This is a genomic window from Methyloceanibacter sp., assembly GCF_050999895.1.
GTDB lineage: Bacteria > Pseudomonadota > Alphaproteobacteria > Rhizobiales > Methyloligellaceae > Methyloceanibacter.
Genome location: NZ_JBPCOU010000011.1, coordinates 1 through 19,314 on the forward strand (window position 1 = coordinate 1; position 19,314 = coordinate 19,314).

Sequence of the window (19,314 nt, forward strand, 5' to 3'; positions counted from 1 at the left end):
CCGCTGGAGAGAAACAGGTAGCCGTCGGCGCTGAGTGCGAGTCGGGCCCCCAGCATCTCCGGTTTCGCCGCGCGCGTGCCTTCGAAGATGACCTCCTGCTCTGTCAGCCTATTGCGGCTCACGTCCACGCGCGCGCGCATGATGCGAAGAATGGAACCGGCTTGGTCGCCTGAAGATAGGAGAAATAGACAAGGTTATTGCTGTCGAACTGGGGATCGGTCGCTACATCGAGCAGTCCGCCATGTCCGAATAATACACGGGCGGCAGGCCGAAGATTTCGTGGGTTTCGGCGCCCGGCTGCACCAGTTTCAGCCGCCCCGGTCGCTCGGTCACGAGGAAGGCGCCATCGGGCAAGGCCGCAACGGACCAGGGAACGTCGAAGGGACCGGCAATGCGCACGGCAATCGGTGCGGAACCTTCGGCCAGAATCAGGGCCGGATCCGGCTCTGTTCCGATGGTTTCGGTGAAAGGAGGGAGACATTCGCTGCGGGCCGGCGCTGCGAAGAGCATGGCAGGCGCAGCGAGCACGCACACGAATGCAGAGAGAACACGACGCTTCATACCAATCCCCGTCTCGGTATGGATTCGCTCAAAGGATAATGCGGCGCCGGCAAAAGGCGATAGACGTAAGGTCGCGGCACTGTTTCATGGCTGCGAAGGCCTAAGGGGCCCACGCCGGCGATCAGATTGTTTGGCGATGTGTCTGCCCATCCCCCGGCGCAGTCCCTATATCAGCAGGATGGCGGAAACGGGTCGGAGCCGGAAGGTCGACATTGTTTCGTCATGAGGGGCGCTGCGAAGTGTCGCAAAAGCGTGATATTCCAAGCGCAAAACATAAAGATATGGCACTAATGATTCGGCCGATTTTCTTGGGGATGCGGTTTTGAGCGACCAGATGGGCCAGAGCGTCCCGACGATTGCGCCGGGGCAAGTCGCGAGGGTCTGGTCGGCCCTTCTGCGTGGCCTCAAGGAGATCGCCGCGCGTCTGTCGGCCTCACGCTGGCTGGTCGTGGCCGTCGCTGTCATCATGGTGACGTTGACCGCCGCTGCCGGGCTCCCGCCCGCCATTGCGCTGATGGGCTTTCTCGCTTTTGTGGCCTCGGTTGCGCTTCTCCATCGCTACGAGAGCGAGGCGTTTGAGGGCAGGCTCCCTTATCCCGCGGCCTCCGCGCGCGAAGCCTCCGCGATGCAGGTCATGGCCGAAGCGCTGCCCGATCCTGTCATCCTCCTCAATGCATCGGGACAGGTGTTGTCCTGCAATGCTCCGGCTCGAAGCCTGTTCGCCTCCTTGCGCGAGGGCAATCACATCTCCTCGGCGATCCGCACCCCGGAATTCCTGGATGCGGTGGGGGCGGCGCCGCAGCGCGGCCGCGCCGTCACCGTGACCTACGCGGAACGGGTGCCGGTTGGGCGCCGCATGGCCGCCACCGTGGCGCCCATTACCCGCGGGCTCGAACCCGGCAGCAATATTCTCGTCCTGTTGCGCGATCTCACCGAGGGCGAGCGCATCAATCAGATGCGCGCGGACTTCATCGCCAATGCGAGCCATGAACTACGCACGCCGCTCGCCTCCTTACGCGGCTTCATCGAGACCCTGCAAGGAACCGCCAAGGAAGATTCCGGCGCACGCGAGCGCTTCCTCCCCATCATGGTGGAGCAGGCCGCCCGCATGACGCGCCTCATCGACGCGCTGCTCTCCTTAAGCCGTGTAGAAATGAACGCGCATGTGCCGCCCAGCGACCTCGTTGACTTGAACGAGGTGCTCCGCCAAGCGCGGGAGACCTTGGAGCCGCTCGCGCTCGAAAACGACATACAGCTCGAGGTGGGCCGCTTTCCTCAGCCCGCGATCGTGCGCGGCGACCGCGACGAGCTTGTCCAAGTCATCCAGAACCTCGTGCAAAATGCCCTAAAATACGGGATGAAGGGCGGGTTTGTCCGGCTGGTGCCGAAGCACATTCCCTCGCTCGGACGCCAGGAAGGCCGCTACGCCATTGCGGTGGTGGATAACGGCCCGGGCATCGCACCGGAGCATCTGCCAAGGCTCACCGAGCGTTTCTACCGCGTCGACGTCGCGTCAAGCCGGGAGAAGGGCGGGACCGGCCTCGGCCTCGCCATCGTCAAGCACATCCTCAACCGCCATCGCGGCGAGCTCATGATCGCGTCGAATCCCAATAAGGGCTCGACCTTCACGATCATGCTCAATGAGGTGCGCAGCGTTTAAAAACTGCGCGGTGCGTCTGCTCGATCACATCGCGCTGAGCTTGACGCCGAGAATGGGCTCGGCAAGGCGTGCCTTGCGCTCGCTGTAGCGGTTGGTGAGGTACCCGGATCGCCCCCGCGTCAGGACCGTGAATTTGACCAGCTCCTCCATCACGTCGACCACCCTGTCGTAATCGTAATAGGCCGAGGGCTTCATCCGGCCAGCCTCGTCGAATTGCTCGAACGCTTTGGCGACGGAAGATTGATTGGGGATGGTGATCATGCGCATCCACCGGCCGAGCACGCGCATTTGATTGACGGCGTTGAACGATTGCGATCCGCCGCTCACCTGCATGACCGCGAGCGCCTTGCCTTGCGTCGGGCGGACCGCGCCGATGGTGAGCGGGATCCAGTCGATCTGCGCCTTCATGATCCCGGTCATCGCGCCGTGCCGCTCGGGGCTGCACCACACCTGTCCCTCCGACCAGGCCGACAGGTCGCGCAGTTCCTGGACCTTGGGATGCTCCACCGGCGCATCGTCGGGCAGCGGCAGGCCCGACGGATTGAATACCCGCACCTCCGCGCCAAATGCCTCGAGCAGCCGTGCCGCTTCCATCGCCAGAAAGCGGCTATAGGACCGGCTGCGTAGTGATCCGCTTAACGGCCTGCCCTGCCTGTCAGGCCTCCGATAGTCGTTTTCCACAGCGTCTCTTCAGAAAACTGATCCAAATCAACGCTATGAACTGTCATAAAGGCGAATCATGCGCGTCATAAAAACATTATTGCCCGGGACTAGCGTGCCGGCGAGCTCAGCGGCGTGCTCGCGCTGGCCGAGGCTCTATCCAACAAGGGAGAGAACAGTGAACAGAATTTGTATCGTAGCGTCGACGCTTGCCGTCGCCGCTCTCTGCACGGCCGGCCCCGCGCTGGCCCGCGATCAGATCAAGGTGGTCGGCTCGTCGACCGTATTCCCTTATTCCCAGGCGGTTGCCGAGGAGTTCGGCAAGAAGTCCGGCAAGAAGGCGCCCGTCGTCGAGTCCACCGGCACCGGCGGTGGCATGAAGGTTTTTTGCCAGGGTGTTGGCGAGGGCAATCCTGACCTCACCGGCGCGTCCCGGGCCATGAAGAAGTCCGAATGGGAACTCTGCACCAAGAACGGCGTCAACGACATCACCGAGATCCAGCTCGGCTATGACGGTCTTTCGATCGCTCAGTCCAAGAAGGGCAAGCCGCTCGACCTGACCAAGGAGCAACTGTTCCTGGCTCTGGCGTCCGAGATCCCCGCTGGCGACAAGCTCGTCGCCAACACCAACAAGAAATGGAGCGATGTCGACGCGTCCCTTCCGGACATCGCGATCACCGTCTACGGCCCGCCGCCCACCTCCGGCACGCGCGACGCTTTCGTCGAACTCGCGATGCACGAAGGCTGCAAGTCGCTCGACTACTTCAAGAAGCAGAAGGGCGCGATGGAGAAGGCTGACTACGAAAAGCTCGTGACCGAGAAGTGCACGCCCATGCGTCAGGACGGACCCTTCATCGAGGCCGGCGAAAACGACAATCTCATCGTTCAGCGCATCGAGGCCGATCCCAATGCTCTGGGCATTTTCGGCTACTCGTTCCTGTACGAGAACCAGGACAAGCTGCAAGGCGTGAAGATTGCCGGCATCGAGCCCAGCTTCGACACCATCGCCGACAACAGCTACGGCCTGTCGCGTCCACTGTTCCTGTACATCAAGAACGCGCACCGCAAGGTCATCCCTGGCATGGACGAGTTCGTGATGGAATACACCAGCAATGAAGCCATGGGCATGGATGGCTACATGCACGAGCGTGGCCTCGTCGTTCTTTCCGACGACCAGCTGAAGGAGATGCAGGAGCGTGCGAAGAACGCGGACAAAATGTCTGCGCCGACGTCGTAGCCTGTGAGGATTTGAGACTGAATAGCGTGGCCGTGATTCTCGTCGCGGCCACGCGTTGGTCTTTTTGATCGAAAGGTCTCGCATTCGGCTCCCTCAGCGGGCCGATCCGAGAAACAGAGGCGGATTATGATTTTCTATATGCTGCTGGTGCTCGTTGCCCTGAGCCTAGTCAGCTATTATTTCGGCCGTCGTCGCGCCGTCGCCTCTGTACAGGGCCGCGAGAGGAATCTCCATTCCCGCCCCAATTATCACGGCGCCTATGTGGCTGCCTGGGTCGGCCTGCCGTCTCTTCTGCTCGTTCTCATCTGGGTGGCCCTGCAAGGCCCCGTCATCAATTTGCTTCTGGAACGGAGCCTGCCGCTTGACGCCACGCGGGGCCTCAATTCAGACCAGATCAATCTTCTGCTCAGCGAGATCAGGTCGGTTGCCGCCGGCAACGTGTTCGGCGAACCGAATATTGTGGTGCAGGAAGCCGCCGAGCGCTATCAAAGCTGGCAGGCGATAGCGACCTATGCGATGGCGGCTGTCGCCTTGAGCGTCGCGATCTTTGGTCTTTTCCTCGCCGGTCGTCGCATCAGTCCGCAGTTTCGAGCGCGCCACGGCACCGAGCACGTGCTTAGCGGCCTGATGATCGCCTGCTCGCTCATCGCTATCCTCACGACACTCGGTATTGTGCTGTCGCTGCTCGTCGAGGCGCTGCGCTTCTTTGAGCGCGTATCGCCGCTCGAGTTCTTCTTCGGACTGAACTGGGAACCGCAGATCCCCATCCGCGAAGGACAGGTGACCGCGGGCGGCGCCTTTGGTGCAATCCCTGTGTTCGCCGGAACGCTTCTGATCTCGCTCATTGCGCTCGCCGTCGCCATCCCCATCGGCTTGCTGTCGGCGGTGTACCTCACCGAATACGCCAATCACCGCGTACGTGCCGTGATCAAGCCCGTGCTGGAGCTTCTGGCGGGCATTCCGACCGTGGTTTACGGCTTCTTCGCCGTCCTCACCGTGGCGCCCGCCATGCGCGGTTTCGGCGAGATGATCGGGGTGCCGATCGCTCCCAACAGCGCGCTGGCTGCCGGCGGGGTCATGGGAATCATGATCATCCCCTTTATCTCCTCGCTCTCCGACGACGCGATCTCCGCCGTGCCCCGTGCCATGCGGGAAGGCTCCTACGCGATGGGCGCGACCAAGGGCGAAACCATCACGCGTGTGCTGCTGCCTGCCGCGCTGCCCGGTATCATGGGCGGAATCTTGCTCGCTGCAAGCCGCGCCATCGGCGAGACCATGATCGTGGTCATGGCCGCGGGCATCATCGCCAACATGACCGCCAATCCGTTCGAGCCGGTCACCACCGTGACCGTGCAGATCGTGACGCTCCTGATCGGCGACAGCGAGTTCGACAATCCCAAAACGCTGGCCGCCTTCGCCCTTGGGCTCGTGCTCTTCGTCGTGACGCTGGCGCTCAACGTCCTCGCCCTGCACATCGTGCGCAAATACCGAGAGCAATATGAGTGAGACGACGTTAGGCGAACGCCAGGGAGACCTCGACTGGGCATCGACCGACGCACGCCGGCGCGTGCGCAAACGCTATGCCGCGGATCGCCGCCTGCAGGCCTACGGCATTATGGCCATCGGCCTCGCCGTCGGACTTCTCGGCATCCTCCTCGTTTCGCTGATCTCGACTGGCTACCAGGCTTTCGTGCAGACCAAGATCGACCTCGAAATCTATGTCGACCCTGCCAAGGTCGACCCTAAGGATCCCGCGAAAGGAAACTTCCGCGTCCTCGTCCGTGATGCCATGACGAGCCTCGTCCCGGACGCGACCACTCCGAAGCAACAGACCGAGCTCACCAAAATCTTGAGCGCCGACGCGCCCTATATCCTACGCGATTACTTGCTCACGCACCCGGACACCATCGGCAAGAGGATGACGATCGCGATCCCCGCCTCCGATCCGTTCGATCAGCTCAACAAAGGCGTGCTCAGCAAGGAGGAAGCTGCGCTGTCATCGAACCAAGTGCGTTGGTTCGAGCGCCTGCGCGACCGTGGCGTCGTTGTCGAGGAGGGTGGGGCACTAAAACTCAAGCTCGATGTCTATGTGGATTCGGCAAAGATCGAAGCAGGGCCTCCGCCCATGGGCGATTTTGCCGTCCTCGCCAGGGACAGTCTCCAGACCTACCTGCCGGATGTCCACGACACGGCGATCTTCACCATGCTCGCTGAAGACGCGCCTAACGCGATCCAAGAACGCGTGTCAGCGAATCCCTCTCTGATAGGCAAGACGCTCCTGGCCGCGCTGCCGCTCGCGCCGAATTTCGTTACGCTTGCCGGGGGCGAGATGCCGCGGGTGGTGAATCCCCGCTTCACGCAGCTTCAGATCGATGCCTTCGATACACTTGAAGCGCGCGGCCTCGTGCGGACGCCGTTCAACTATGGGCTCTTCGTCAACGCCGATAGCCGTTACCCGGAGCGCGCGGGTCTCGCCGGCGCGATCACCGGCTCGTTCTATGCATTGCTCGTGTGCTTTCTGCTGAGCTTTCCCATCGGCATTGCCGCGGCGCTTTATCTTGAGGAGTTCGCACCGAAGAACCGCTTCACGGATATCATCGAGGTCAACATCAACAATCTCGCCGCCGTGCCGTCAGTGGTGTTCGGTCTGCTCGGCCTTGCCGTGTTTCTCGGCTTCTTCGGGTTGCCCCGCTCAGCCCCTCTCGTCGGCGGCATGGTCCTTTCGCTGATGACGCTGCCGACCATCATCATCGCCACGCGCGCCGCGCTAAAGGCCGTGCCGCCCTCAATCCGCGAGGCGGCGCTCGGTGTCGGCGCATCGAAGCATCAGGTGATGTTCCATCACGTTTTGCCGCTGGCCATGCCCGGCATTCTCACCGGCACCATCATTGGCATGGCGCAGGCCCTTGGCGAGACCGCGCCGCTGCTCCTCATCGGCATGAACGCTTTCATCCCCAGCGTGGAAGGCATGGGCCTTCTCGATCCGGCCACGGCACTGCCGACGCAGATCTATAGCTGGGCCGACAGTCCCGAGCGCGGCTTCGTGGCGCGAACCTCGGCCGCCATTCTTGTCCTGCTCGGCTTTTTGGCGGTGATGAACATTGTCGCCATCGTCCTTAGGCACAGATTCGAACGCAAGTGGTAGAAAGGGATTATCCCATGGAGGCTAAGGTGGCGGCACGGCCAATCATCCGGGTGCAAACGCCGATGCCAGAACGCGACGAGGCGGCCTTGCCCGCCGAGCAGCACGACTTAAAGATGAAGGCGCGCGACGTCAACGTGTTCTACGGTGACAAGCAGGCGCTGTTCGATGTCTCGCTCGACATTCCGGACCGCTCGGTGACGGCGCTGATCGGCCCTTCCGGTTGCGGCAAGTCGACCTTTCTGCGCTGCCTCGATCGCATGAACGACGTCATCGAGGGCTGCCGCGTGACCGGGGAGATTACTCTCGACGGGCAGAATATCTATTCGCCGCAGGTCGACCCGGTGCAGCTTCGTGCGCGCGTCGGCATGGTGTTCCAGAAGCCCAATCCGTTCCCGAAGTCGATCTTCGAGAACGTGGCTTACGGCCCGCGCATTCACGGGCTCGCCAGTTCCAAGTCGGAGCTTGAGGAGATCGTGGTCAACAGCTTGACCAAGGCGGGGTTGTTTGAAGAGGTCAAGGATCGCTTGAACGAGTCGGGCACGGGCCTTTCCGGCGGCCAGCAGCAGCGGCTGTGCATCGCGCGCGCGATTTCGGTGAACCCCGAGGTGATCCTCATGGACGAGCCTTGCTCGGCGCTCGATCCAATCGCCACCGCCCGCATCGAGGCACTGATGGAAGATCTCAAGAAGAACTTCTGCATCGTGATCGTCACGCATTCCATGCAGCAGGCAGCGCGCGTCTCCCAGCTCACCGCCTTCTTCCATCTCGGCAAGCTCGTCGAAGTCGATGAGACCACGAAGATGTTCACCAATCCCACCGATGTCCGGACGCAGGACTACGTCACCGGCCGTTTCGGCTGATATGCAAGGAGGTTTAGTTCGATGGAACAGCACGAACATATTGTCAGGTCGTACGAGGAGGAGCTTTCCCTCCTCAACAACAAGATCGCCAAGATGGGCGGTCTTGCGGAGCAGGTGCTCGGTCAGTCCATCGATGCGCTCGAGGGCCGCGACCCGGACCTCGCCGGCTATACCATCCAGCAGGACGAGGCCATCGACGAACTGGAGAAGGAGATCGAGGAGCAGGCGATCGTGATGATCGCTCGCCGCCAGCCGATGGCCTACGATTTACGCCAGATCATGGCCGCCTTGCGCATCTCCAGCGATCTGGAGCGCATCGGCGATCTCGGCAAGAACATCGCCAAACGCGCGCTCGCCGTCGTCGGCGAGCAGCAGCCCAAGCAGTTGATGCTCGGCCTCAAGCATATGGGCGAGCTTGCGCTCGGCCAGCTCAAAGAGGTCCTCGATGCCTATATCGAGCGCGATGCCGATCGCGCGCTCAAGGTCTGGTACCGGGACGAAGAGATCGACGCCATGTACAACTCGCTCTTCCGCGAGCTCCTGACCTACATGATGGAAGATCCGCGCAATATCGGCCTCTGCACTCATCTCCTGTTCGGCGCCAAGAACATCGAGCGCATCGGCGATCATGCCACCAACATTGCCGAGACAGTCTTCTACCTGGTGCACGGCAAGGCCATCTCGGACCATCGGCCGAAAGGCGACAACACCAGCATGACACCCGTTGCGTTGCGGTCGGCGGGCTAGCCCATGTTGCAGACAACCCCAATGACCCCAGGCGCTAAGGTTCTTGTTGTCGAAGATGAGGAGCCGCTCGCGTTGCTGCTCCGCTACAATCTCGAGGCGGAGGGTTACACGGTCGATGTCGTGCATCGCGGCGACGAGGCCGAGGTCGCCATCGCCGAGGGCGCGCCGGACCTGATCGTGCTCGACTGGATGCTGCCCGGCCTCTCGGGCCTCGAGCTCTGCCGCCGCCTGCGCACGGGAAAAGATTCCCGCAACATTCCCATTATCCTGCTGACGGCGCGCAGCGAGGAGAACGATCGCATTCGCGGACTGACCACCGGCGCCGACGATTACGTGGTGAAGCCGTTCTCGCTGCCGGAGCTGATGGCTCGCGTGCGGGCCATTTTGCGCCGCACGAGCCCGGAGCGCATCGCCTCGGTCTTGAGCGTGGGCGATATCGAGCTCGACCGTGAGTCCCACCGTGTGACGCGCAGCCATCGTCAGATCCATCTTGGGCCGACCGAGTTTCGTCTGCTTGAGTTTCTGATGCAGAGTCCGGGTCGCGTCTTCAGCCGCGCTCAGCTTCTCGACGGCGTCTGGGGCCGCAACGTCTATGTCGACGAGCGCACGGTCGACGTTCATGTCGGACGCTTGCGCAAGGCGATGATGCGCGGCAATGAGACCGACCCGGTGCGCACCGTGCGCGGTGCGGGCTACGCCTTCAGCGACAGGCTGGAAGAGAAAGCCTGACGCCTGCCGGTTCCGGCATCGCTGGCCGCAAATGAAAAGAGGCGCCGAACGGGCGCCTCTTTCCGTCGTGCCCCACCCTCAACTAACCTGTGGCAAAGCGCTTCTCGCGCCGGCGAGCCTGCGCGGGCTGGTAGGCCATGCGTGCGTGATGTTCGCAGTACGGCATCGAGCTGCCGGCGTTGCGTCCGCAGAAATGGAACTCCTCATCGCCCGGATCTCCAATGGGCCAGCGGCACATGGATTCCTTAAGCGTGAGAATGCTCGCCCGCTCATGCATCGGGATCACAAGTTCCTGTACCGGCGCCGACAAAGGCTCCGGCTCGCTCTCGTATTCGGGCTTCAGGGCGAGATTGCCCCGTGTTGCGAAGACGAGTGAAGGCGCTCTGTGCTGTCGGGGGGCTTGGGTCCGGCGCGGCCTCGGGCTCGATGAGCGCGAACTCGTCGCGCGCCCCGAAAGCCCAAGTCGATGCACCTTCCCGATCACCGCATTTCGTGTCACCCCGCCCAAGCGACCGGCGATCTGGCTTGCACTTAAGCCATCCGCCCAGAGCTTCTTCAGCAGTTCGACTCTTTCATCATTCCAAGCCATGTTTTTGGCCTCCTCGTATGGACTCAGAATCCGCCCGTCTGCCTAAAGACGGCTTTTAACACTCCGAATTACTGCTGAGAATGAACCGCCCGGGCGCAACTACTGGACCCACGACATCTTGTGGCCGAGCGGTTATACGCTACTAAGTCCGGAGAAACACGGCAAGCGTCCGCCACGCTTGTCCCCCGCTTTTCGCCGGAACAAGGAGGATTCTGCCACTTCTCGTGCGAGAACACAAACGATCCCATGCGGGAAAACGTGTACGGCGCGGGGATAGAGCGTGCATTGCCTTGATTGACAGGCCCCAATACGGGACCTAAAGCTCTGAGTTTCCTCACTGCCGCCGGACGGCGGCAATTTTATTTGGGGACAACGTCAAATCCCATGTCGGCCGTTCTTCCGACCTACGCCCGCAGCGACCTTGCCTTCGACCGCGGCGAGGGCGCCTATCTTGTGACGGACAAGGGCGACCGCTACCTGGACTTCAGTAGCGGCATCGCCGTCACGGCGCTCGGCCACGCTCATCCCCATCTCGTCAAGGCCTTGACGGAGCAGGCGAATAAGCTCTGGCACGTCTCCAATCTGCATCGCATCCCTGAACAGGAGCGCCTGGCCCAAAGGCTGGTGCAGGCGAGCTTCGCCGACCGCGTGTTTTTCGCCAATTCCGGCGCAGAGGCGGTCGAATGCGCCATTAAGGCCACCCGCCGCTATCACGCCGAAAACGGCGCGCCGGAGCGTTATCGTCTCGTCACCTTCGCGGGCGCATTTCATGGCCGCACGCTCGCGACCATGGCGGCCGGCGGCCAGGCCAAGCATCTCCAAGGCTTTGGCCCGCCCGTTCCGGCCTTCGATCAGGTGCCGCTCGGCGACATCGAGGCTGTCGAGTCGGCGATCGGCGACGAAACCGCCGGCGTGCTGATCGAGCCCATCATGGGCGAGGGCGGCATGCGCGCCGTCTCTTGGCGGTTTTTGCAGGATTTGCGGGCGCTTTGCGATGATAAAGGCATCTTGCTTGTGCTCGACGAGGTGCAGTGCGGCATCGGGCGCACGGGGCGCCTCTTTGCACATGAATGGGCCGGCAGCACGCCGGACGTCATGGCCGTGGCCAAGGGCCTCGGCGGCGGCTTCCCCGTGGGCGCCTGCCTCATGACCGAGGCGGTGGGTTCCGTGATGACCGCGGGCAGCCATGGCTCCACCTTTGGCGGCAATCCGCTCGCCATGGCGGTGGGCAACGCCGTGCTCGACGTCGTGCTGGAGCCCGGCTTTCTCGATCATATCGCGCAAATGGGTTTGAAACTGAAGCAGCGGCTTGTCGGCCTCAAGGACGAGCATAATGCCATCATCGAGGAGGTCAGAGGGGAGGGCCTGATGCTTGGCTTGAGGTGCAAGGTGCCGAACCAGGATATGGTGCGCGCCCTGCGGGATCAGCGCCTGCTGACCGTGGTTGCTGGCGACAATGTCGTGCGCCTATTGCCGCCGCTCATTGTCGGCGAAGAAGAGATTGACCTTGCCTGCGTAAGGATCGATGCCGCCTGCGTCGCGCTCAAAAGCGACGCGCTGGCGCAAGCCTGATTCTTCGCGTCAGGCGGTAGCGATGCCCATCCATCATTTCCTCGATATTGACGCGTTGGATCGCAAGACCTTGCGCGCGCTCATTGATACGGCCGCGGCCTTGAAAGCCAAGGGACGCGTGCCGAAATCATTGAAGCTGCCATCGGCGCCCGTGCTTGCGATGATCTTCGAGAAACCCTCGACGCGCACGCGGGTTTCTTTCGAGGTCGCCATGCATCAGCTCGGCGGCCAGAGCGTCGTGCTCAACGGTCAGGACATGCAATTGGGACGCGGCGAGACCGTGGCGGATACCGCACGCGTCCTGTCGCGTTATGTCGACGTCATCATGCTTCGCACTGGACCGCCTCAGACCCTGACCGAGCTTGCCGCGCACGCGACCGTGCCGGTTATCAACGGTCTCACCTGCCGCTCGCATCCCTGCCAAGTCATGGCCGATGTGATGACCTTCGAGGAGCGCAAAGGCCCCATCAAAGGCAACACCGTCGCCTGGCTTGGCGATGCCAATAACGTCGCGGCGTCCTGGGTGCAGGCCGCCGCCCGCTTTGGCTGCAAGCTGAAGATCGCCTGCCCGAAGGCGTTCGCACCGTCGCCGGAATTGCTGGCGTGGGCCGCAGAGGAGGGTGCCGAGATTGAGGTCGGCGATGACCCGATGGCCGCCGCGAGCGGCGCTGACTGCGTCATCACCGATGTCTGGGTATCAATGGGCGACGCCGACGAGCGCAAACGCAATGAGCGCCTGCGTCCCTTTCAGGTGACGGCAGCCGTCATGGCTGCGGCCAAGCCCGACGCGATTTTCATGCATTGCCTGCCGGCCCATCGCGGCGACGAAGTCACGGCTGAGGTCATTGACGGGCCGCAATCGGCCGTCTGGGACGAGGCGGAGAACCGCCTCCATGTGCAAAAAGCGATCCTTGCCTGGTGTCTCGGCGCGAAGTTGATGGCGCCGAAGCCTGTCCGCGCGCGCCGCGCCGCGCGCGCCAAGCCGGCGAGGCGGCGGAGAGCAAGCCGATGATCGAGCGCTCCTCGGACGAGCGCATCGCGCTCCAGATCCCCGACGACGATCTCATCCTGCCGTTTCAAGCCGAGAATGCGGACGTTTTCGGTCGTCTCGTGAAGCTGGGTCCGACAGTGGACACCATTCTTTCGCAGCACGCCTATCCCGAGCCCGTGTCACGTCTCCTGGGCGAGGCGGTCGCGCTGACCGCGCTGTTGGGCGCAGCACTGAAATCGGAGGGTAAGTTCATCCTCCAGGCGTCCACCGATGGTCCGATCGACCTCCTGGTCGCCGACTATGAAGTGCCCGGCCGCCTGCGGGGTTACGCGCGCTTCTCCGCCGAACGCGTCGCGGAGCTTGCGGACGAAGGTGAGACGGCGCTCCTCGGCAACGGTCACTTGGCCATGACCATCGACCGCGGTTCTGAGACCGAGCGCTATCAAGGCGTGGTGCCACTGGAAGGCGAAAGCCTGACCGAGGCGGCGGACACCTATTTCCGCCAGTCCGAGCAGCTTCCAACCTTCATTCGCCTTGCCGTCGCCAAGCACTATCGCGCCGGCCAGCCGAGCGGCTCGCCCTGGACCTGGCGCGCCGGCGGCTTGCTCGTGCAAAAGCTCACCAGCGAAGGCGGGCATGGGTCGTCCGGCCCGCTCTCGATCGATGAGGAGGACTGGACGCGCGCGCGGATGCTGGCCGAGACGGTGGAGGATCACGAGCTGCTTGACCCCATGCTGCCGCCGGAGCGCCTGCTCTATCGCCTCTTTCATGAGGAACAGGTCCGCGCCTATCGCGCGATCCCGCTCGATTCCTATTGCAGCTGCTCACGCGAGCGGGTGGAGGATCTTCTTCAGCGCTTTACGCGCGAGGAGCTCGACGAGATGATCGTCGACGGCAAGATCTGGGTGACATGCGAATTCTGCAACAGCCGTTACCACTTCGATTCCGACACCATCCCCGAGGCCTGAGCGGCTTAGGCGCCGACCTCGTCGCTGAGACACGCGAGGAACGCCATGCAGGCATCGAGCTGCGCCACGGCCACAAACTCGTCCGCGGTATGGGCCTGTGCGACATGGCCAGGCCCGCAGATCACGGCGGGACAGCCTGCCTGCTCGAAAAGGCCGGCTTCGGTCCCATACGAGACGGTATGGGTTGTCTCCGCGCCGCTTAGCTTGAGAGCAAGCGCGACCGCGGGCGAATTGGGTTCGGCCAGAAAAGCCGGCACGGTGTTGTGCGCGATCGTCTCGATGTTGGCGTCCGGTGCCACCTGCTGCATGCGCGATAGAAGATTCGCTTCGGCGAAGGCGGTAAGGTCCCGCGGCACCTCGGCGGGTCCCGCACCGGGCAGGCTGCGGACCTGCCATTGGAACGAACAGGTCTTAGGCACGATATTGCCTGCGGTGCCGCCGCGTATGACGCCGACCATGACGGTGGAGAAGGGTGGATCGAAGCGCCGGTCGTTGCTCCGGCTCGTGATGTCCGCCCCCTGTCGATCCAGCTCGCGGATCAGCTCGGCGGCGACAGCAATGGCATTGACGCCGAGCTGCGGCATGCTCGAATGCGCCTCGCGGCCGGTGACGACGGTGCGGTAGGAATCGATGCGCTTATGCGCGTCGATCACCCTCATGCCCGAGGGCTCTCCGACGATGATCGCCGCCGGCTTTGGCAATTCACGGCCGATCCGTTCGATCATCGGGCGGACGCCGAGACAGCCAATTTCCTCGTCATAGGAAATGATGATGTGCACCGGCCGCTTTGGCGCACGAGACTTGAAAAGCGGCACGGACGCCAAGGCCGCGGCGAGAAACCCCTTCATGTCGCAGGTGCCGCGGCCGTAGAGCTTGCCGTCGCGCTCGCGCAAGACGAACGGGTCGGCGGACCAATTCTGGCCCTCGACTGGCACGCAGTCGCTATGAGCGGAAAGGCCGATTCCGCCATCGCCGGCGGGGCCGATCGTTGCGAACAGGCTCGCCTTCTCGCCATCGCTGGAGGGAATGAGTGTCGACTTGATGCCGTGGCCGGCGAGGTAATCCCGCACGAAATCGATCAGCGCCAAGTTCGACTCCACGCTTGTCGTGTCGAAGCCAACCAGCGTCGCTAGCAGCTCCGCGACGTTGGCAGTCTCGGAGGACACAGCGGGCTTTCCTCGCAGATCGACCGTCATGCTGACGGAAACCGCGCCGCCGATCGCGCGTGCGCCTTAAGCGCCTCGACCTCGCGATCGCGGGGAGGGGCTGTGGTGACGAGGGAATCGATCAGCTCTCGCGCGGCGGCGGACACCTTATTCACGGCGCGGTCGAACGCCACCTGATTGGCCCCCGATGGCCGCGTGAAACCGCTCAGCTTCCGCACAAATTGCAGAGAAGACAAAAAAATCTCCTCGTCGCTGGCGGGAGGGTCGAAATTATGCAGCGTCTTGATGTTCCGGCACATGATCGGCCTCGTTCTTACGCCTGGATTTCGCGGCAAGGTGACATAGGGGTCCGGAACGAGCAAGGCGCCTACTTGGCAGCGGACAGCGCTTGCTCGAGGTCCGTCAAAAGGTCGTCCACATCCTCAAGCCCGATGGACAGCCGGACCGTTTCATCGGAGATGCCGAGTTCCGCCCTAGTCTCGGGCGAGAGGCGCTGATGTGTCGTCGTCGCCGGATGGGTGACGAGACTCTTCGCGTCGCCGAGATTGTTGCTGATCTCGAAGATCTTGAGCGCATTCATGAAGCGAAACGTTTCCTGCTTGTCGCCCTTGACGTCGAAAGCGACCATCGGCCCGCCGCCCGTCATCTGCTTCTGCGCCAGCTCATATTGCGGATGGTCCGCACGGCCAGGATAGAAGACGCGTGCAACCTGGGGCCGCTCGGCGAGGAAGTCAGCGATGCGAGCCGCCGACGCGCCGTGGCGCTCCACCCGCACGGTAAGTGTCTCCAAGCCCTTGAGCAGTACCCAGGCGTTGAAGGGGCTCAACGACGGTCCGGTATGTTTCAGGTAATTGTGCAGTCTCTCTTCGATGAACTCCTGCGCTCCGAGCACCACGCCGCCGAGACAGCGTCCCTGACCGTCGATGTGCTTCGTCGCGGAATAGACGACGATGTCGGCGCCGAGCGGCATCGGCCGCTGCAGCAGCGGGGTTGCGAACACGTTGTCGACCACGACGAGCGCGCCGGCCTTCTTCGCGATTGAGGAAACGGCTTCGATGTCGACAAGCTCGAGCACCGGATTGGTCGGCGTCTCGAAAAAGAACGCGCGCGTATTCGGCTTGACGGCACGCTCCCAGGCGTTGAGGTCGCGGCCGTCGACGAGCGTGCTTTCGATGCCGTAGCGCGGCAGCAGGTCCTCCACGATGTAGCGGCAACTCCCGAAGAGCGCGCGCGCTGACACCACATGGTCCCCGGCCTTGAGATGCGACAGCAGCGAGGCTGCGACGGCCGCCATCCCGCTAGCCGTGCCGCGTGCGGCGGGCGCGCCTTCGAGCGCGCACATGCGGGCCTCGAACATGGCGACGGTTGGGTTCGCGTAGCGGCTATAGACGAAGCCTTCCTCGTCGCCCTTGAAGCGGGCTTCCGCCTGCTCTGCGCTGTCATAGACATAGCCGGAGTTAAGGTAAATCGCCTCGGATGTCTCGCCGAACTGGCTTCGCAGCGTGCCCGCATGCACGAGCTGCGTTGCCGGGCGCCAATTGCGGCTCGCGCCTTTCCCGTCCTTCGCTGTCCCCATGGTTCGGGCACTCCTTGAACGTGGAGCCAAAGCGGGACACAAAAAAAACCGGACCTTGGCTGACCAAAAGACCGGGATTGGCGCGGGGCGCCTCGCACGGCCTTTTAGCGATTTATTTTACGTGGCTGCAAGCCGGCCGGCCAAATCACCACTAGTGCAGGATTAATCGCGCTCCGGGCACGCCCCGTCAAGCCTCACGCGAAAAGTTCACCTTGTGAATCCGGGGGAGAAGCCCTCGGTTAAAGTGCTATAGCGCCTCTTGCCATGCCAAGAACGGACCCATGCAAAGCGCCGAGCCCCAAGACAAGCTCTTTCCCGGACTGCCGGAGAGAGCGACCGTGACCGCCCCTGCCGAAACGCCGAAAAGCGCTTTTGCGCGCACCGGCATCCTGCCGAGCCAGGCGATCCGCGCGCTGATCGCCGCGGGCGAGATCAAGGGCGCGCCCGAAATCGACGAGAACCAGATCCAGCCCGCGAGCCTGGATCTGCGGCTCGGCAAGGTCGCCTACCGCATCCGCGCAAGCTTCCTGCCCGGGCCAGGCGCCACGGTGCGCGACAAGCTCTTCGAGCTCAAATTTCACGAGATCGATTTGACCAAGGGCGCGGTGCTGGAGGCCGGCTGCGTCTATCTCGTGCCGCTGATCGAGCAGCTCAAATTGCGCTCCACCATTGCGGGCTTCGCCAACCCGAAAAGCTCCACGGGCCGCCTCGACGTCTTCACCCGGCTCATCGCCGACCGGCAGGATAGTTTCGACACCGTGGAGGAAGGCTATGACGGGCCGCTCTTCGCCGAGATCTGTCCGCGCACCTTCTCCATCAAGGTGCGCTACGGCTCGCGCCTCAATCAGATCCGCTTCCGCCGCCGCGTCGGCCAGCAGCTCGACGCCGACGAGAAGCCGGGGCGCGTCACCGACAAGCTCTTGCGCGAGCTGCACTCAGATGTGGGTCTCGTGGAGGGCGACGCCGCCATTCGTGAGGGACTGAATCTGCGCATCAGCCTCGCACCGATCCCGCCCGCCGGGATCGTCGGCTACCGCGCCCGCCGCTTTGCTGGCGTGATCGATGTCGATGAGATCGGCGCCTACGGCGTCAACCAGTTCTGGGAGGCGGTGCATCTCGATGGCGACCGCCGCCTGGTGCTCGATCCGCACGAATTCTACATCCTCGCCTCCAAGGAGAGCGTGTCGGTGCCGCCGGGCTATGTCGCCGAGATGGCCCCGTTCGATCCGCTGATCGGGGAGTATCGCGTGCATTATGCCGGCTTCTTCGATCCGGGCTTCGGCTATACCGAGGGCAAGGCCCCTGGCGCCAAGGCCGTGCTCGAAGTGCGCAGCCTCGATATCCCCTTCATTTTGGAGGACGGGCAAATCGTCGGGCGCCTGGTCTATGACAAGCTCACCAACACTCCCGACACGCTCTACGGTCAGGGCATCGGCTCGCACTATCAGGCGCAAGGCCTGAAGCTGTCGAAGCACTTCAAGCAGGCTTAGGCCGCCGCCCTCAAGCCGAGCAGGACCCGCCGCCGAGCACGCAGAACTTGGCGCAATGCGGATGGCAGAGCTTCACCGCGCCGCTCTCGAACATGCCGCTATCCGCGCTCGCCGCTTCCGCCAGCGTCGTGCCCATCTCGAACGCGCGGTCATAGGGCAGCAGTGTGCAGGGCAGAACGGTCGGGGCCTTTGCCCCTTTGCGCTTCACGACCATGCGGCTTGAAGCGCACATCACGTCCTCCTGCAGCTTGCCGAGAATGCCCCAGCAATCTTCGGTGATCTCGGGCACGTCGGCGCGCGCATCCATCTCCGGAAACAAGACGAGCTGCGCGCGGTCGTAGGCATCGATGCCCCAGCCCCGCGCCGCGCCCAGCGCCGCATACCCCGCCCGCGCGTCGGCTTCGCTCTCGTTCCAGCACGTGCGTCCCGCAAGTGTGAAGTTGAAGCCGGCCCAAGCGAGCCAGTCGATACCCTTCAGTGTCGGCAGGAACGTCCCGGCGCCGCGCTCCGTCTCGTGCAGGATCTGGCTGTGATGATCGAGACTGACGCGGAGCGTAAGCCGATCGCCGTAACTATCGCGCAGTGCGAGCAGGCCGGCGCTGATCCGCGGCCGCTGCATCGGCTGCATCGCGTTGGTCAGGATCAGCACGGTGAAGCCGCGCGCAAGTGCGTCCTCCGCCATCCCGAGCATGTCGGGATTCATGAACGGCTCGCCGCCGGTGAAGCCAATCTCGCGCACCGGCAGACTCGCGCCGGCGATCTCCTCGAAGAAGCGCGCCGCTTCCTTCGAGGTGATATAGACGAGCCGGTCGTTGGTGGGGCTCGATTCGATATAGCAATTCACGCATTCGATATTGCAGAGGCTGCCGGTGTTGATCCAAAGCGTGCGCAAGCCTGCAAGGGCCACGCGCGCGCGGCGCTCGCCCGTCGCGGTCCAGTCCGGGTCGGCAAATTTCGCCACCCGGGAAATATGCGCAGCATCTGTCATTACATGGCTCCAAAAGCCATTAACAGGGGGACTCTCCTTCATCGCAAGCCTCCGGCGTATCACCACTGCGTGAGACCGGCTTGCTTTCTCGCTGCAGCGCGCCGTGCTAAGAGAGTCGGGGCGCGGGTGTAGCTCAGTGGTAGAGCAGTAGCTTCCCAAGCTACGGAGCCCCCCCAAATTCCGCAGAATCCCGTGTGATCGCGTTCGATCTCTTCACGTTTGGTTCCTGGTTGGTTCACCCGATGCTGGGGCGAAGCTGGGGCCATGCGCGCTCATTCAGGAGGGCCAGACCATGAGCTCGTTACTCGACCAGGCCATCATCGTTGCGACTCGAGCGCACGAAAGTCAGCTTGATAAGAGCGGCGAGCCCTACAT

At 63.1% G+C, this 19,314-nt stretch carries 17 protein-coding genes, 2 pseudogenes and 1 riboswitch; of the genes and pseudogenes, 11 read left to right on the forward strand and 8 right to left on the reverse strand.

Translation table 11 applies throughout. The annotated features are described in order from the left end of the window. Positions 1-161 (reverse strand): annotated as a pseudogene (locus ACR2J1_RS00725) (PQQ-dependent sugar dehydrogenase); the annotation flags it as partial. Positions 162-222: 61 nt separating this feature from the next. Further along, positions 223-561 (reverse strand): PQQ-dependent sugar dehydrogenase, encoded by a 339-nt coding sequence (locus ACR2J1_RS00730; RefSeq protein WP_434017422.1) that lies wholly within the window; start codon positions 559-561, stop codon positions 223-225. A 334-nt stretch (positions 562-895) separates the two neighbouring features. Here ACR2J1_RS00730 and ACR2J1_RS00735 point away from each other — a divergent pair, with 334 nt between their 5' ends. Next, positions 896-2,221 carry an ATP-binding protein gene (locus ACR2J1_RS00735; protein WP_434017423.1) on the forward strand — a complete coding sequence of 442 codons (1,326 nt, stop codon included), beginning with the start codon at positions 896-898 and terminating at the stop codon, positions 2,219-2,221. 24 nt (positions 2,222-2,245) lie between these two features. Here the strand turns inward: ACR2J1_RS00735 and arsH are convergent. Then, positions 2,246-2,860, reverse strand: a pseudogene (arsH, locus tag ACR2J1_RS00740) (arsenical resistance protein ArsH); the annotation flags it as partial. A gap of 199 nt (positions 2,861-3,059) precedes the next feature. Between arsH and ACR2J1_RS00745 the strand changes: the two are divergent. From ACR2J1_RS00745 to phoB, 6 genes are all read left to right on the forward strand, one after another. Next, the gene (locus ACR2J1_RS00745) at positions 3,060-4,118 is read left to right on the forward strand and encodes a PstS family phosphate ABC transporter substrate-binding protein (protein WP_434017424.1); all 1,059 of its coding nucleotides are present in this window, start codon (positions 3,060-3,062) and stop codon (positions 4,116-4,118) included. Between the two features lie 126 nt (positions 4,119-4,244). Beyond that, on the forward strand, positions 4,245-5,624 hold the full coding sequence (gene pstC / locus ACR2J1_RS00750) for a phosphate ABC transporter permease subunit PstC (protein ID WP_434017425.1): 1,380 nt from the start codon (positions 4,245-4,247) through the stop codon (positions 5,622-5,624). Further along, positions 5,617-7,263 carry a phosphate ABC transporter permease PstA gene (gene pstA, locus ACR2J1_RS00755; RefSeq protein ID WP_434017426.1) on the forward strand — a complete coding sequence of 549 codons (1,647 nt, stop codon included), beginning with the start codon at positions 5,617-5,619 and terminating at the stop codon, positions 7,261-7,263. Before pstC ends, pstA begins: the two co-directional genes overlap by 8 nt. 113 nt (positions 7,264-7,376) lie before the next feature. Continuing rightward, positions 7,377-8,123, forward strand: coding sequence for a phosphate ABC transporter ATP-binding protein PstB (pstB, locus tag ACR2J1_RS00760; RefSeq protein WP_434017439.1), 747 nt, complete (start codon positions 7,377-7,379; stop codon positions 8,121-8,123). Between the two features lie 21 nt (positions 8,124-8,144). Beyond that, entirely contained in the window at positions 8,145-8,870 is a 726-nt protein-coding gene (gene phoU, locus ACR2J1_RS00765) for a phosphate signaling complex protein PhoU (RefSeq protein WP_434017427.1), read from the forward strand. A 21-nt stretch (positions 8,871-8,891) separates the two neighbouring features. Beyond that, positions 8,892-9,599 (forward strand): phosphate regulon transcriptional regulator PhoB, encoded by a 708-nt coding sequence (gene phoB, locus ACR2J1_RS00770; RefSeq protein WP_434017428.1) that lies wholly within the window; start codon positions 8,892-8,894, stop codon positions 9,597-9,599. 82 nt (positions 9,600-9,681) lie between these two features. Here phoB and ACR2J1_RS00775 read toward each other — a convergent pair whose 3' ends face one another. Then, entirely contained in the window at positions 9,682-10,188 is a 507-nt protein-coding gene (locus tag ACR2J1_RS00775; RefSeq protein ID WP_434017429.1) for a GcrA family cell cycle regulator, read from the reverse strand. A gap of 384 nt (positions 10,189-10,572) precedes the next feature. Between ACR2J1_RS00775 and ACR2J1_RS00780 the strand changes: the two genes are divergently transcribed. The 3 genes from ACR2J1_RS00780 to ACR2J1_RS00790 are packed head-to-tail and all read left to right on the forward strand — an operon-like array spanning position 10,573 to position 13,719. Continuing rightward, positions 10,573-11,760, forward strand: a complete 1,188-nt coding sequence (locus ACR2J1_RS00780) for an aspartate aminotransferase family protein (protein WP_434017430.1) — start codon at positions 10,573-10,575, stop codon at positions 11,758-11,760. Positions 11,761-11,782: 22 nt separating this feature from the next. Further along, complete coding sequence (gene argF / locus ACR2J1_RS00785; protein WP_434017431.1) at positions 11,783-12,772, forward strand: ornithine carbamoyltransferase; 990 nt, start codon at positions 11,783-11,785, stop codon at positions 12,770-12,772. Beyond that, positions 12,769-13,719 carry an Hsp33 family molecular chaperone gene (locus ACR2J1_RS00790; RefSeq protein WP_434017432.1) on the forward strand — a complete coding sequence of 317 codons (951 nt, stop codon included), beginning with the start codon at positions 12,769-12,771 and terminating at the stop codon, positions 13,717-13,719. Before argF ends, ACR2J1_RS00790 begins: the two co-directional genes overlap by 4 nt. Positions 13,720-13,724: 5 nt before the next feature. Here the strand turns inward: ACR2J1_RS00790 and argE are convergent, their stop codons facing one another. From argE to ACR2J1_RS00805, 3 genes are all read right to left on the reverse strand, one after another. Further along, a complete protein-coding gene (gene argE, locus ACR2J1_RS00795; protein WP_434017433.1) occupies positions 13,725-14,885 on the reverse strand; it encodes an acetylornithine deacetylase in 1,161 nt (386 codons plus the stop codon). 26 nt (positions 14,886-14,911) lie between these two features. After that, on the reverse strand, positions 14,912-15,184 hold the full coding sequence (locus ACR2J1_RS00800) for a DUF2277 domain-containing protein (RefSeq protein WP_434017435.1): 273 nt from the start codon (positions 15,182-15,184) through the stop codon (positions 14,912-14,914). Positions 15,185-15,252: 68 nt separating this feature from the next. Further along, positions 15,253-16,461 (reverse strand): O-succinylhomoserine sulfhydrylase, encoded by a 1,209-nt coding sequence (locus ACR2J1_RS00805; RefSeq protein ID WP_434017436.1) that lies wholly within the window; start codon positions 16,459-16,461, stop codon positions 15,253-15,255. Between the two features lie 84 nt (positions 16,462-16,545). Further along, a riboswitch (SAM riboswitch) is annotated at positions 16,546-16,623 on the reverse strand. A gap of 119 nt (positions 16,624-16,742) precedes the next feature. Here ACR2J1_RS00805 and ACR2J1_RS00810 point away from each other — a divergent pair. Next, the gene (locus ACR2J1_RS00810; RefSeq protein WP_434017437.1) at positions 16,743-17,951 is read left to right on the forward strand and encodes a 2'-deoxycytidine 5'-triphosphate deaminase; all 1,209 of its coding nucleotides are present in this window, start codon (positions 16,743-16,745) and stop codon (positions 17,949-17,951) included. A gap of 10 nt (positions 17,952-17,961) precedes the next feature. Here the strand turns inward: ACR2J1_RS00810 and ACR2J1_RS00815 are convergent, their stop codons facing one another. Next, entirely contained in the window at positions 17,962-18,939 is a 978-nt protein-coding gene (locus tag ACR2J1_RS00815; RefSeq protein ID WP_434017438.1) for a radical SAM protein, read from the reverse strand. Between the last annotated feature and the right edge of the window lie 375 nt (positions 18,940-19,314).

Excerpts from the sequence above, each read along its gene's own strand:
- phoB (WP_434017428.1), top strand. The coding sequence starts at position 8,892 with ATGACCCCAGGCGCTAAGGTTCTTGTTGTCGAAGATGAGGAGCCGCTC.
- argF (WP_434017431.1), top strand. The coding sequence starts at position 11,783 with ATGCCCATCCATCATTTCCTCGATATTGACGCGTTGGATCGCAAGACC.
- ACR2J1_RS00735 (WP_434017423.1), top strand. The coding sequence starts at position 896 with ATGGGCCAGAGCGTCCCGACGATTGCGCCGGGGCAAGTCGCGAGGGTC.
- ACR2J1_RS00815 (WP_434017438.1), bottom strand. The coding sequence starts at position 18,939 with ATGACAGATGCTGCGCATATTTCCCGGGTGGCGAAATTTGCCGACCCG.
- ACR2J1_RS00800 (WP_434017435.1), bottom strand. The coding sequence starts at position 15,184 with ATGTGCCGGAACATCAAGACGCTGCATAATTTCGACCCTCCCGCCAGC.
- pstB (WP_434017439.1), top strand. The coding sequence starts at position 7,377 with ATGAAGGCGCGCGACGTCAACGTGTTCTACGGTGACAAGCAGGCGCTG.
- ACR2J1_RS00805 (WP_434017436.1), bottom strand. The coding sequence starts at position 16,461 with ATGGGGACAGCGAAGGACGGGAAAGGCGCGAGCCGCAATTGGCGCCCG.
- ACR2J1_RS00730 (WP_434017422.1), bottom strand. The coding sequence starts at position 561 with ATGAAGCGTCGTGTTCTCTCTGCATTCGTGTGCGTGCTCGCTGCGCCT.
- phoU (WP_434017427.1), top strand. The coding sequence starts at position 8,145 with ATGGAACAGCACGAACATATTGTCAGGTCGTACGAGGAGGAGCTTTCC.
- ACR2J1_RS00810 (WP_434017437.1), top strand. The coding sequence starts at position 16,743 with ATGCAAAGCGCCGAGCCCCAAGACAAGCTCTTTCCCGGACTGCCGGAG.
- ACR2J1_RS00780 (WP_434017430.1), top strand. The coding sequence starts at position 10,573 with ATGTCGGCCGTTCTTCCGACCTACGCCCGCAGCGACCTTGCCTTCGAC.
- ACR2J1_RS00790 (WP_434017432.1), top strand. The coding sequence starts at position 12,769 with ATGATCGAGCGCTCCTCGGACGAGCGCATCGCGCTCCAGATCCCCGAC.
- pstA (WP_434017426.1), top strand. The coding sequence starts at position 5,617 with ATGAGTGAGACGACGTTAGGCGAACGCCAGGGAGACCTCGACTGGGCA.
- pstC (WP_434017425.1), top strand. The coding sequence starts at position 4,245 with ATGATTTTCTATATGCTGCTGGTGCTCGTTGCCCTGAGCCTAGTCAGC.
- ACR2J1_RS00775 (WP_434017429.1), bottom strand. The coding sequence starts at position 10,188 with ATGGCTTGGAATGATGAAAGAGTCGAACTGCTGAAGAAGCTCTGGGCG.